Consider the following 12,365-nt stretch of genomic DNA (forward strand, 5'->3'; position numbering starts at 1 on the left):
CGGTCTCGTGCTGTCCGAAGCTCGATCGTCCGCGTAACGGGGGGCGGCGCGCCGATACGATACGTGCGTGCCACGATTCCTGCTCGTCCTCGACGTCGACTCCACGCTCATCGAGAACGAGGTGATCGAGCTCCTGGCTGACGCCGCGGGCAGCCACGACCGGGTCCGCGAGATCACCGAGCGCGCGATGGCGGGCGAGATCGACTTCGCCGAGAGTCTGCGCGAGCGCGTCGCCACCCTCGAGGGGCTGCCCGAGTCGTGCTTCGACGATGCCCGGGCCCGGGTGCGCGTGACCGACGGCGTCGCCGAGATGATCGCCGGAGTCCACGCGGCCGACGGACTCGTCGGCGTGGTCTCGGGCGGGTTCCACGAGATCCTCGACCCTCTGGCGCAGGAACTCGGCCTCGACCACTGGCGAGCCAACCGCCTCGGGGCCCGTGACGGCCGCCTTACCGGACTCGTCGACGGACCGGTCGTCGACGCCGTTGCGAAGGCGTCCGCCCTCGCCCAGTGGGCCGCTGCCGCCGGAATCCCGCTGGCCCGCACCGTCGCCGTCGGCGACGGCGCCAACGACCTCGAGATGATGCGCGAGGCGGGGCTCAGCGTCGCCTTCGACGCGAAGCCCCGCGTGCGCGCTCAGGCCGACGTGGCGATGCCGCACCGAGACCTGTCGCAGGTACTGGCCCTGCTCGGCCTGAAGGGCTGACCCCACCCTTGCCGAACGCGGCGCGAGACGTCGTCAGTGGCCCATGCCGAGGCCGCCGTCGACGGGGATGACCGCGCCGCTGATGTAGCCGGCGTGGTCGCCGGCGAGGAACGACACGGCGCCGGTGATGTCGTCGACCGAGCCGAAGCGGGCGAGCGGGATGCTGCGGCGGTACTCCTGCTGCTGGGCCTCGGGGAGCACGGCCGTCATATCGGTCTCGACGAAGCCCGGGGCGACGACGTTGGTCGTGATGCCGCGGGCGCCGAGCTCGCGGGTGAGCGAGCGGGCGAAGCCGACGAGGCCCGATTTCGACGCGGCGTAGTTGACCTGGCCCGCACTGCCGTAGAGGCCCACGACGCTGGAGATGAGGATGATCCGGCCGAAACGGGCCTTGAGCATCCCCTTCGAGGCACGCTTAACGACCCGGAAGGTGCCGCCCAGGTTCGTGTCGATCACGCTGGTGAAGTCGTCCTCCGACATGCGCATGAGAAGGGTGTCCCTGGTGATGCCGGCATTGGCGACCACCACCTCGACCGGACCGAGCTCGGCCTCGACGGCGGTGAACGCGGCGTCGATGGACGCGGAGTCGGTCATCTCGGCCTGCACGGTCATCGTGCCCTCGGGTCCGGAGCCCGAGCGGGCTGTGACGGCCACGCGGTGGCCGTCGGCGGCGAACTGCTGGGCGATGGCGTAGCCGATGCCGCGGTTGCCGCCGGTGACGAGGACTGTGCGGGGCGTGGTCATGAGGAACTCCGTCTCTGTGTGATTGCTTGACGCCGAGCCTCCCAAGGCCCGGACGACCCGGACAAGCCTAGTGTTCATGGAGCACCGTCCTAGAATCGGCGGATGCTCCGCCCCGACCCGAGCCCGTGAGGGAATGAAGATCAGAACGAAGAAGACCACCGCGAACGCGATCACCTCGCTTCCGCCGTCGCCCTACGACGAGCGCCGCGGTCGGATGATTCGGTACTCGCTCGCCATGCTCGTGCGTCTCGTCTGCATCATCGTCGCCTTCCTGGTCCCCGGCTGGTGGGCTCTCGCTCCGGCGATCGGGGCCATCGTGCTGCCCTACGTCGCGGTGGTCCTGGCCAACGTCGGAGCCGAGGGACAGCGCGGCGACGTCCAGCGCCCCGGCGGCGTGGAGCTGTACCGGCCTCAGCAGGCCGACGCTCCCGGCTACGGTCCGACGCCCGACGCGTTCCCCTACGATCGGTCGACCGACCAGCCGTCCGCGCGAGACGCTCCGTCGGGCGACGACCGCCGCTCGTGATCATCGGCTCCGAGGGGCCGTCGGCTCCCCAGTGCTCCCGTGCGGGGTGCCGAGCCGACGCGATTCGTGGCGTCCACTGGCGCAACCCCAGGATCCACGGCATCGACCGGGTGAAGGTCTGGGCGGCCTGCGACGAGCACGTAGACTTTCTCGCAGAATTCCTGCGGTCGCGCGACTTCCCGGTCATCGTCACCGCCCTGGGCGAGACCGTCGACTCGGTCGGAGTGGAGACGACCTCGTGAAGGAGTGGCGCTTCGCCTTCTCACGCAAGTGGGTCGGCTACTTCGCCGTTGCGGTCGTGTTCGCCATCGTCTGCGCGTTCCTGTCGCACTGGCAGTGGGAGCGTCGCGGTGAGAACCTCGCCCTGCAGCACACGCTCCAGGCCAACTACGACGCCGAGCCCGTGCCGCTGGCCGACGTGCTCACGAACCTCGACTCGTACTCATCGGCCGACGAGTTCAAGCCGGTCACGGTGACCGGCACGTACCTCGCCGACGACTTCTTCCTCGCCCGCGACCGCAGCTACAACGGCTACCCCGGATTCGAGGTGCTCGTGCCGCTCGAGACCTCGACCGGCGAGGTCTTCGTGATCGACCGCGGCTGGGTGCCCACGGGCAACACGCACGACTACCCCGACTCCATCCCTGCTCCCCCGTCGGGCACCGTCACGGTGGTCGCGCGCCTCGCGGCCACCGAGGCCGACGTTCCCGGCCGCACGGACATCCCGAAGACCAACGAGCTCGCGGTGATCAAGCCGTCGACCATCGGCGAGCGACTCGGACTCCCGACCTACACGGCGGCGTTCGGGCAGCTCAAGACAGAGACGCCCGCCGCCTCGACCCTGCCGAAGCTCGCCCAGAAGCCGTCGGTCGACTACGGCCTCAATCTGTCGTATGCGATCCAGTGGGTCATGTTCGCCCTCGCCGCGTTCGGCTTCTTCATCTACGTCATCCGCCAGGAGTACGACGCGCGGAACTCCGACGAGGAGGACCAGCGCTGGCTCGACGAGGAGCGCGAGCGCAAGCGCCTCAAACGCGGGCCCGACGACGCCGAGATCGAAGACGCGCACCTCGACGAGGTCGGGTGGGAGGAGTCGACGCCCGGAGCCGGCATCAGCCGGTAGTCGGGCGGCGGGCTCGGAGTTCCTGCGCCCGCGGTTTCGGGCCGCGAGATGGCCGTGCCTGTCGTCTCACGGGGTGAGGTCGACAGGCACGGCCATCTCGCGGGTCCGAAGGCGCTACGCCAGAGTGATCAAATCGGTGTAGTCGGGAGTCCAGTGGTCTTCGGTGCCCTCAGGCATGATCAGCACGCGCTCGGGGTTGAGCGCCTCGACCGCGCCCTCGTCGTGGCTCACGAGCACGACGGCGCCCTCGTAGTTGTTGAGCGCATCGAGGATCTCGAGGCGCGAGGCCGGGTCGAGGTTGTTGGTGGGCTCGTCGAGCAGCAGCACGTTGGCGCCCGAGACGACGATCATTGCCAGCGCCAGACGCGTCTTCTCGCCGCCCGACAGCACCCCGGCGGGCTTGGCCGAGTCGTCGCCCGTGAACAGGAACGAGCCGAGTACGCGACGCGCCTCCATCTCGGTGATGTTCGGCGACGACGACACCATGTTCTCGAGGACGCTGCGCTTCACGTCGATGGTCTCGTGCTCCTGCGCGTAGTAGCCGACACGCAGGCCGTGGCCGGGCTCGAGCTGGCCGGTGTCGGGCTCGTCGACGCCCGCGAGGATGCGGAGCAGGGTCGTCTTGCCGGCGCCGTTGAGGCCCAGGATGACCACCTTCGAGCCGCGGTCGATCGCGAGGTCGACAGCCGTGAAGATCTCGAGCGAGCCGTAGCTCTTCGACAGGTTCGTCGCCATGAGGGGCGTGCGGCCGCAGGCGGCCGGCGTCGGGAACCGCAGCTTGGCGACCCGGTCGACGGCGCGCACCTCGTCGAGGCCGGCGAGCAGCTTCTCGGCGCGAGCGACCATCTGGTGGGCGGCAGCGGCCTTCGAGGCCTTCGCACCGAAGCGGGCGGCCTGCTTCTGCAGCTGGCCGGCCTGCTTCTCGGCGGTGGCGCGCTCTTTCTTGCGGCGCTCCTCGTCGGAGGCGCGCTGACGCTGGTAGTGCTTCCAGCCCATGTTGTAGATGTCGATCTGCTGGCGGTTCGCGTCGAGGTAGAAGACGCGGTTGACGACCTCGTCGACGAGCTCGATATCGTGCGAGATCACGATGACCCCGCCCTGGTACGTCTTGAGGTACTCGCGCAGCCAGACGACGGAATCGGCGTCGAGGTGGTTGGTCGGCTCGTCGAGGATCATCGTCTCAGCGGCCGAGAACAGGATGCGCGCGAGCTCGATGCGCCGGCGCTGACCACCCGAGAGGGTCGAGAGAGGCTGGTCGAGGATGCGGTCGGGCAGACTCAGGTTGCTGGCGATCGACGCGGCCTCCGCTTCGGCGGCGTACCCGCCGAGCGCGTTAAAGCGGTCGTCGAGGTCGCCGTATCGCTTCATCGCCTTCTCGGCGACGGCCGGGTCGTCGCTGCCCATGTCGAGACTCGCCTGCTGGATCCCGAGCAGGATCTGCCCGAGGCCGCGCGCATCCAGGATCCGGGTGCGGGCGAGGTCTTCGGGGTTGCCGCTGCGGGGATCCTGCGGCAGGTAGCCGATCTCGCCGTTCGACTCGATCGAGCCGCCCGTCGGGAGCGTCTCGCCCGCAAGGGTCTTGGTCATGGTGGTCTTGCCGGCGCCGTTGCGGCCGACCAGGCCGATCTTGTCGCCCTTGTCGACCCGGAAGGTCACGCCCTCCATGAGGAGGCGGGCGCCTACGCGAATCTCGAGGTCGTGCACGGAGAGCACAGCAAAAGTCCAATCATCTGAGGAGGTGTCCACAACGCCGCCCGCCGGTGGGCCGCCCCTAGGATGAAAGGGATCAGCGTGGGACCGTGTCTCGGTGCCAGTGGCGCCGATCAACCTACCCATTCTAGGAGATCTGCATGACGAACACCGCCGCCGCGACCACGAGGCCCGTCCTCGCCGACCGTTTCGTGTCTCGCAGCCTCGCCACCGACGCCGCGCTCGTGCTCGGCGGCGTCGCCTTCACCGGCCTGCTGGCCCAGATCGAGATCCCTCTCTGGCCCGTTCCGATCACCGGTCAGACCCTCGCCGTCATGCTCGTCGGCGCCACCCTCGGCCTCCGCCGCGGTGCCCTCTCGCTCGCGCTCTACGCGCTGATCGGCCTCATCGGAGCGCCGATCTTCGCCGGTCACGCCGGCGGCGTCTCGAGCCTCCAGCTGCCGAGCTTCGGCTTCATCATCGGCTTCATCCCCGCGGCCGCCCTGGTCGGCTGGCTCTCCGAGCGCAACTGGGACCGCCACGTGGTCCGCTCGCTCGCCGCCTTCCTCGGGGCCAGCCTGATCCCGTTCGCGTTCGGCCTCCCCTACCTCGGCTTCGCGCTGGCGAACCTCGGCTACCCGCACTCCGTCGCCGACGTCCTCGCGGCCGGCTTCACGCCGTTCATCGTCGGCGGCCTCGTCAAGTGGGTCATCGCGGCCGGCAGCCTCCCTCTGCTGTGGCGTGCCGTGCGCGCGATCGACCAGCGCCGCTCGAACTAGCACTGGTCGACGAAGGGCCCCCGCCACATGGCGGGGGCCCTTCGTCGTTGGCGCACAGCAACTGCTCAGTCGCAGGAGCCAGCCCGGCGTCTCAGATCGAGAAGCCGATGGCGCGCATCATGTCGCGGCCGTCGTCGGTGATCCGCTCGGGACCCCACGGCGGCATCCACACCCAGTTGATGCGGAACGCCTCCACGACGCCGTCGAGCGCGTTGGCGGTCTCGGATTCGATCACGTCGGTGAGAGGGCAGCCGGCACTGGTCAGGGTCATGCTGATGATCAGCGCGTTCTCGACCTCGTCGTCCAGGGCGAGGTCGTAGATGAGGCCGAGGTCGACCACGTTGACGCCGAGCTCGGGGTCCATGACCTCTTTCAGGGCCTCTTCGACCTGATCGAACTTCTCGGGCGCGAGTGCGACGGGCATGATCAGGCTCCCGCGGCGGCTGCAGCGGCGGCCGTCACGTAGCGGTCGTAGCCCTCGTTCTCGAGCTGGTCGGCCAGCTCGGGGCCGCCCTGCTCGGCGACGTGGCCGTCGACGAAGACGTGCACGAAGTCGGGCTTGATGTAGCGGAGGATGCGCGTGTAGTGCGTGATCATCAGGATGCCGAGGTCGGTCGCCGCGTGCGCGCGGTTGACCCCCTCGGAGACGATCTTGAGCGCGTCGACGTCGAGGCCGGAGTCGGTCTCGTCGAGGATCGCGAACTTCGGCTTGAGGAGCTCGAGCTGCATGATCTCGTGGCGCTTCTTCTCGCCACCGGAGAAGCCCTCGTTGACGTTGCGCTCGGCGAACGAGGAGTCCATCTTCAGGTCGCTCATGTGCTGGCGGAGGTCTTTGACCCACGTGCGGAGTGCGGGAGCCTCGCCGTCGAGGGCCGTCTTGGCCGTGCGGAGGAAGTTCGCGACCGTGACGCCGGGGATCTCGACCGGGTACTGCATCGCCAGGAAGAGGCCGGCCTTGGCGCGCTCGTCGACCGTCATGTCGAGGACCTCGACGCCGTCGAGCATGATGGAGCCGCCGTCGACCTTGTAGCGAGGGTGTCCCGCGATCGTGTAAGCGAGAGTGGACTTGCCGGAGCCGTTCGGGCCCATGACGGCGTGGATCTCACCCTTGTTGATGGTGAGGTCGACACCCTTGAGAATGGGCTTGTTGCCCTGCTCGGTGTCGATCGAGACCTGGAGGTCGCGGATTTCGAGGGTTGACATGCGATTCCTTTGAGTGAAGCGGGGAAGAAGAGCGGAGGGCGTCAGGCTGCTGGCGGAGCCGACGCGGGGGTGACGTCGACGTAGACCTGGCCGTCCACGACCGAGACGGGGAAGACCGGCACCGGCTCGTAGGCCGGAAGCGTCAGCGGCTTGCCCGAGGTGAGCTCGAACTTCGAGCCGTGGGCCCAGCACTCGAGGGTGTCGTCTTCGACGAAGCCCTCCGACAGCGAGATGTCGCCGTGGGTGCAGGTGTCGCCGAGTGCGTGCAGCTGGCCCGCCGAGTCGCGGACGACCGCGACAGCCACGCCGTCGACGACGACGCGGAGCGCCTCGGAGACGCTGACATCGGCCTCGGAGCAGACGGGCTGCCCCTGCGCTGTCGGGGCCATCAGTGCGTTCCCCCGGGAGAGGTGCCCTCGCCGGTCACCCCGGCGGCGACGTCGGGCTCGCTCGTCACGTGGTCGGTTCCGACGGCGACTGCGGCTCCGGGCTGGGAGTCGACGTAGGGAGCGCGCGCCTTCCGGCCCGGCGCACCGGCGGCGTTGGCCTCGGCTCGGGCCTGGGCGCCGTCGGCGAGCTCGGCTTCGAGAGCCGCGATGAGGCGCTCCTCGAGGGCGGGTTCGCCGATGTGCTGGACGATCTCGCTGAGGAACCCGAGCACGACGATGCGTCGCGCCTCCTCCTCGGGGATCCCGCGGGACTCCAGGTAGAAGAGGTGCTCATCGTCGAAGCGGCCGGTGGCGGAGGCGTGCCCTGCGCCGAGGATGTCACCCGTCTCGATCTCGAGGTTCGGGATCGAGTCGGCGCGAGTGCCCTCGGAGAGGACGAGGTTGCGGTTCTGCTCGTAGCTGTCGGTACCCGGTGCGGTCCGGCCGATCAGCACGTCGCCGATCCAGACCGTCCTTGCGCCCTCGCCCTGGAGAGCGCCCTTGTAGTTGACGCGGCTCTTCGTGCTGGGTGCGTCGTGGTTGACGTAGACCTGCTGCTCGAGGTGCTGACCGGCATCGGCGAAGTAGACCCCGTTGAGGTCGGCGTCGGCGCCCTGATCGGCGAGGTGCGCCGAGGGATTGACGCGCACGATGCTGCCGCCGAGGGTCACCACGAAGTGCTTGAGCTGCGCGTCGCGACCGATCCTGGCGAGGTGACTCGCGAGGTGGATGCCGCCGTCGTTCCACTCCTGAACGGTGACCACCGTGAGGTGCGCCCCTTCGTCGACGATGATCTCGACGTTCTCGACGAGCTGAGCGTCACCCGAGTTCTGGAGGATCACCAGACCGGACGAGTTGGGCGTCGCATGGATCACGGTGTGGCCGGCCCGGGGCGCCGCGTCGAGACCGGAGCGGCCGATCGTGATGGAGGAGGGCTCGTCGCCCGAGACCGTGACGAGCAGGACGTTCTCGACGCTCGACCAGGCGTTGGCGGAGGCGCGATCCTCGGGTGTTCCGGCGGTGCCGACGAGCTCGTGTTGGGGCGAGACCCACTCGACCGTCGCGCCGGGAGTCTCACGCGCGAGATACGCGTAGGGCGAGCCGTCGAGAGGGCCGTCGATCAGCGGACGGAGGGCCGGGACCGGGCTGAGCTTCCAGTCGACCTCGCGACCAGTGACCGCGGGGAACGCGGCGGGATCGGTCGACGAGAAGCGCTCGGAGCGGGTCTGGACGGGGATCGCCCGGTTCGCCCAGTCGCCGTCGCTGTGGGCGACGGCGCCGTGCTGAGCGGGGGCATCGATGACCGGAGCCTCGGTTGGTGCGGGAGTTGCAGACATCTAGCCGACGGATCCTTCCATGCTCATCTCGATGAGCTTGTTCAATTCGAGTGCGTACTCCATCGGGAGCTCGCGGGCGATCGGCTCGATGAAGCCGCGGACGATCATCGCCATGGCCTCGTCTTCCGCCATCCCGCGCGACATCAGGTAGAAGAGCTGCTCCTCGCTGACGCGCGAGACCGTGGCCTCGTGACCGAGCTGGACGTCGTCGACGCGGATGTCGATCGCCGGGTAGGTGTCGGACCGCGAGATCGTGTCGACGAGCAGAGCGTCGCAGCGCACGGTGTTCGCGGAGTGGTGCGCTCCCTCGTCGACGCGGACCTCGCCACGGTAGCCGGCGCGGCCGCCGCCGCGGGCGATCGACTTCGAGACGATCGACGACGTGGTGTACGGGGCCATGTGGATCATCTTGGCGCCGGCATCCTGGTGCTGGCCGGGACCGGCGAAGGCGACGGAGAGCGTCTCGCCCTTCGCGTGCTCGCCGGCGAGGTAGATCGACGGGTACTTCATCGTCACCTTGGAGCCGATGTTGCCGTCGATCCACTCCATCGTCGCGCCCTCGTGCGCGATCGCGCGCTTGGTGACGAGGTTGTAGACGTTGTTCGACCAGTTCTGGATCGTCGTGTAGCGCACGCGGGCGTTCTTCTTCACGATGATCTCGACGACGGCCGAGTGCAGCGAGTCGCTCTTGTAGATCGGAGCGGTGCAGCCCTCGATGTAGTGGACGTAGGAGTCCTCGTCGGCGATGATCAGCGTGCGCTCGAACTGGCCCATGTTCTCCGTGTTGATGCGGAAGTAGGCCTGGAGCGGGATCTCGACGCGGACGCCCTTGGGCACGTAGACGAACGAGCCGCCCGACCAGACCGCCGTGTTCAATGCAGCGAACTTGTTGTCGCCGGCCGGGATCACCGTGCCGAAGTACTCCTGGAAGATGTCGGGGTGCTCGCGGAGGGCCGTGTCGGTGTCCATGAAGATGACGCCCTGGGCCTCGAGGTCCTCGCGGATCTGGTGGTAGACGACCTCGGACTCGTACTGAGCGGCGACGCCGGCGACGAGGCGGTTGCGCTCTGCCTCGGGGATGCCGAGCTTCTCGTAGGTGGCCTTGATGTCGTCGGGCAGCTCTTCCCAGCTGGTCGCCTGCTTCTCGGTGGAGCGGACGAAGTACTTGATGTTGTCGAAGTCGATGCCCGAGAGGTCGGCGCCCCAGGTCGGCATGGGCTTGCGCTCGAACAGGGTGAGGCCCTTGAGACGGTTCTTGAGCATCCACTCGGGCTCGCTCTTGAGGTTCGAGATGTCGGTGACGACCTCGGGGTTCACGCCGCGGCGCGCCGAGGCGCCTGCTGCGTCGGAGTCGGCCCAGCCGAACTCGTATTGGCCGAGGCCTTCGAGCTCGGGGCGGTCAATCAACACGTCTGACATTCGTACCTCTTCCTTTGCCGACTCGAACCTGTACGTCCGTTGCGGCATTCCCGTTGCTGGGTGACCCCACGGCAGCAGCCGCGGGGATGGGTTCAGGCTCGCACCCAGATCAGCCTCAATAGAATTGACTTCGTCTTGATCTGCGGTCTGCGTCGACTCACCGAAACGGGTGTCTTCCTGAACTCATCGATTCTACAGGTCGAGACTCCAAAAGGAACGAAGGGCAGCAATCCGTGACCAACGCTCAGGCTGGGCCTGCGGGCATCCTCGCCCGTCTCCTCGACTATCTCCCCGCGACGATCGACCGCCGTGTCCGTGTCGTCGCCTGGGCGTCGCTCGCCTGCCAGCTGCTGCTCGTCGGCACCGGCGGCCTCGTCCGACTCACGGGGTCGGGCCTCGGCTGCCCCACCTGGCCGCAGTGCAGCGCCGGATCGTTCGTGACGACGCCGGAGATGGGCTTGCACGGCGTCATCGAGTTCGGCAACCGGCTGCTCACGTTCGTGCTGGTGATCGTCGTCATCGCCGCGTTCCTGGCCGTGTTCCGCATGCGACGAGTCCGCCGCGACCTGTTCTGGCTGACGTTCATCCAGGGCATGAGCATTCCGTTCCAGGCCGTCCTCGGCGGCATCAGCGTGCTTGCCAAGCTCAACCCGTACGTCGTCGGCTCGCACTTCATCGTCTCGATGGTCCTGGTCCGCATCACCGCGACGCTCGTCTACCGCGTCTACAACGGTCCACGCGGTGACTCCCCCGCCACTCCCCGCTGGCACGCCGCCGTCACGCGCGTCGCGGCCGTCTTCGTCGCGATCACCGTCGTGCTGGGCATCCTGACGACCGGCGCGGGTCCGCACGCAGGAGACGCGAACACGCACCGCAACGGCTTCGACCCGAAGACGATCGAGGTGCTCCACGCCGTCCCTGCCTTCGCCGTGTTCGCGCTGACCCTCGTGCTCGTGGCCGGCGCCTTCCGGCTCGGGCTCCAGCACCGCTTCGTGCTGATGCTCCTCGGCGTCGAGGTCGCTCAGATCATCGTCGGCCTCGTGCAGGCCAACACCGGCCTGCCGGCGTTCCTCGTGGGTGCGCACCTCGTGCTGGCGGGGCTGCTCGTCGCCGCCATGACGGCGGTGACGCACACGCTCGAGAACGACGCCGATCTCGCCAAGCCGGTGCCGGAGGCGGCCGTCAGCGCGACGGCCTAGGCGGTTCCTGCTACTGGCCCACAGGGGCGGGAGCCAGATGGATGGAAGCTAGAAGGGCAGGAGCGGGTCGATGCCGACCGCGATGAAGAGCAGCGTCAAGTACGTGATCGAAGCGTGGAAGACCTTCATCGGCTTGACCTCGGCCACCTCGGTGATGGCACGGCCGTAGAGGCGGTGGCCCTCGACGATGAACCAGATGCCGCTCGCGACGGCCACGACGGTGTAGACGACACCCATGTGCGCGACGGGGATGAGCAGCACGGAGCACACGACGGTCGCCCAGGCGTACAGGATCACCTGGAGGCCGACGTGGGCGCGGCCGCGAACCACGGCGAGCATCGGCACGCCGACGGACGCGTAGTCGTCGCGGTAGCGCATCGACAGCGGCCAGTAGTGCGGCGGAGTCCAGAGGAAGATCACCATGAAGAGGATCACGGGCGCCCAGGACAGCGAGTTCGTGACGGCCGCCCAGCCGATGAGCACCGGCATGCAGCCGGCGATGCCGCCCCAGACGATGTTCTGCGGGGTGCGGCGCTTGAGCCAGAGCGTGTAGACGAAGACGTAGAAGAGGATCGCGGCGAGCGACAGGGCGGCCGCCAGGATGTTGACCGTCAGCGCGAGCCAGGCGATGGAGGCGATGCCCATGGCGTACGAGAAGACGAGGGCCTCGCGGTCGGTGACGTCGCCGGTCACGAGGGCGCGGTCTTTGGTGCGCTTCATGACCCGGTCGATGTCGCGGTCGATGTAGCAGTTGAACGCGGAGGCCGAGCCGGCGCTGAGGGCGCCGCCGACGAGGGTCGCGACGACGAGCCAGACCGGGGGCACGCCGCCCTGGGCCAGGAACATGGTCGGGATGGTCGTGACGAGCAGGAGCTCCATGACGCGTGGCTTGGTCAGGGAGATGTAGCCCCTGACCTTGCGGGCGACACCGACGGGCTCCTTCTTGGCGGAGCCGGCGGGGGTGTCGATTGCTGCAGTCATCGGTCCTCAAACGTTGTGCGACTCGCCCGGAGGCGGCGCCGAGGCGAACCCGGCGCATGCGTCGTCGCAAGCGAGTCTGTGGCCTCGTGAAGTCTAATCGATGATTGTCTGCGCTCAGCGCGAATCGATGCGACGCGAGCGGGCGAAGGGTGCCCTGACCTCTCTATACTTGGGGGTGCTTGCCAGTTGCAGGGCCCAGGGCGCCGATCACACAGTCCGTGTCGATGTCGT

The 12,365-nt window shown here is 68.3% G+C and carries 14 protein-coding genes; 6 read left to right on the top strand and 8 right to left on the bottom strand.

The window, feature by feature from the left end; translation table 11 throughout:
• The first annotated feature begins 67 nt into the window (after positions 1–67).
• Entirely contained in the window at positions 68–706 is a 639-nt protein-coding gene (gene serB, locus EDF46_RS01635; protein WP_123504534.1) for a phosphoserine phosphatase SerB, read from the top strand.
• A gap of 33 nt (positions 707–739) precedes the next feature.
• On the opposite strand, the gene fabG is transcribed toward serB, so the two are convergent.
• Positions 740–1,450 (bottom strand): 3-oxoacyl-ACP reductase FabG, encoded by a 711-nt coding sequence (fabG, locus tag EDF46_RS01640; RefSeq protein WP_123504535.1) that lies wholly within the window; start codon positions 1,448–1,450, stop codon positions 740–742.
• A gap of 133 nt (positions 1,451–1,583) precedes the next feature.
• Here fabG and EDF46_RS01645 point away from each other — a divergent pair, with 133 nt between their 5' ends.
• The 3 genes from EDF46_RS01645 to EDF46_RS01655 are packed head-to-tail and all read left to right on the top strand — an operon-like array spanning position 1,584 to position 3,099.
• A complete protein-coding gene (locus EDF46_RS01645) occupies positions 1,584–1,976 on the top strand; it encodes a DUF3099 domain-containing protein (protein ID WP_123504536.1) in 393 nt (130 codons plus the stop codon).
• Positions 1,973–2,218 (top strand): hypothetical protein, encoded by a 246-nt coding sequence (locus EDF46_RS01650; RefSeq protein WP_370454030.1) that lies wholly within the window; start codon positions 1,973–1,975, stop codon positions 2,216–2,218. Before EDF46_RS01645 ends, EDF46_RS01650 begins: the two co-directional genes overlap by 4 nt.
• Positions 2,215–3,099, top strand: coding sequence for an SURF1 family protein (locus EDF46_RS01655; RefSeq protein ID WP_123504537.1), 885 nt, complete (start codon positions 2,215–2,217; stop codon positions 3,097–3,099). The genes EDF46_RS01650 and EDF46_RS01655 overlap by 4 nt, the downstream gene beginning before the upstream one ends.
• A gap of 114 nt (positions 3,100–3,213) precedes the next feature.
• On the opposite strand, the gene EDF46_RS01660 is transcribed toward EDF46_RS01655, so the two are convergent.
• Entirely contained in the window at positions 3,214–4,812 is a 1,599-nt protein-coding gene (locus tag EDF46_RS01660) for an ABC-F family ATP-binding cassette domain-containing protein (protein WP_123504538.1), read from the bottom strand.
• A 137-nt stretch (positions 4,813–4,949) separates the two neighbouring features.
• Here EDF46_RS01660 and EDF46_RS01665 point away from each other — a divergent pair, with 137 nt between their 5' ends.
• Complete coding sequence (locus tag EDF46_RS01665) at positions 4,950–5,567, top strand: biotin transporter BioY (protein WP_123504539.1); 618 nt, start codon at positions 4,950–4,952, stop codon at positions 5,565–5,567.
• A gap of 91 nt (positions 5,568–5,658) precedes the next feature.
• Here the strand turns inward: EDF46_RS01665 and EDF46_RS01670 are convergent, their stop codons facing one another.
• The 5 genes from EDF46_RS01670 to sufB are packed head-to-tail and all read right to left on the bottom strand — an operon-like array spanning position 5,659 to position 9,954.
• Entirely contained in the window at positions 5,659–5,991 is a 333-nt protein-coding gene (locus EDF46_RS01670) for a metal-sulfur cluster assembly factor (protein ID WP_123504540.1), read from the bottom strand.
• A gap of 2 nt (positions 5,992–5,993) precedes the next feature.
• Complete coding sequence (gene sufC, locus EDF46_RS01675) at positions 5,994–6,770, bottom strand: Fe-S cluster assembly ATPase SufC (RefSeq protein ID WP_123504541.1); 777 nt, start codon at positions 6,768–6,770, stop codon at positions 5,994–5,996.
• A gap of 41 nt (positions 6,771–6,811) precedes the next feature.
• Positions 6,812–7,159, bottom strand: a complete 348-nt coding sequence (locus EDF46_RS01680) for a Rieske 2Fe-2S domain-containing protein (RefSeq protein WP_123504542.1) — start codon at positions 7,157–7,159, stop codon at positions 6,812–6,814.
• Entirely contained in the window at positions 7,159–8,535 is a 1,377-nt protein-coding gene (gene sufD / locus EDF46_RS01685) for a Fe-S cluster assembly protein SufD (protein ID WP_123504543.1), read from the bottom strand. The genes EDF46_RS01680 and sufD overlap by 1 nt, the downstream gene beginning before the upstream one ends.
• The gene (gene sufB, locus EDF46_RS01690) at positions 8,536–9,954 is read right to left on the bottom strand and encodes a Fe-S cluster assembly protein SufB (RefSeq protein WP_123504544.1); all 1,419 of its coding nucleotides are present in this window, start codon (positions 9,952–9,954) and stop codon (positions 8,536–8,538) included.
• Between the two features lie 233 nt (positions 9,955–10,187).
• Here sufB and EDF46_RS01695 point away from each other — a divergent pair, with 233 nt between their 5' ends.
• Positions 10,188–11,153, top strand: a complete 966-nt coding sequence (locus tag EDF46_RS01695) for a heme A synthase (protein ID WP_199738172.1) — start codon at positions 10,188–10,190, stop codon at positions 11,151–11,153.
• Between the two features lie 48 nt (positions 11,154–11,201).
• Here EDF46_RS01695 and EDF46_RS01700 read toward each other — a convergent pair whose 3' ends face one another.
• Complete coding sequence (locus EDF46_RS01700) at positions 11,202–12,134, bottom strand: heme o synthase (protein WP_123504545.1); 933 nt, start codon at positions 12,132–12,134, stop codon at positions 11,202–11,204.
• Positions 12,135–12,365 lie beyond the last annotated feature (231 nt).

Origin of the sequence: Frondihabitans sp. PhB188, assembly GCF_003752365.1 — a bacterium.
Lineage (GTDB): Bacteria > Actinomycetota > Actinomycetes > Actinomycetales > Microbacteriaceae > Frondihabitans.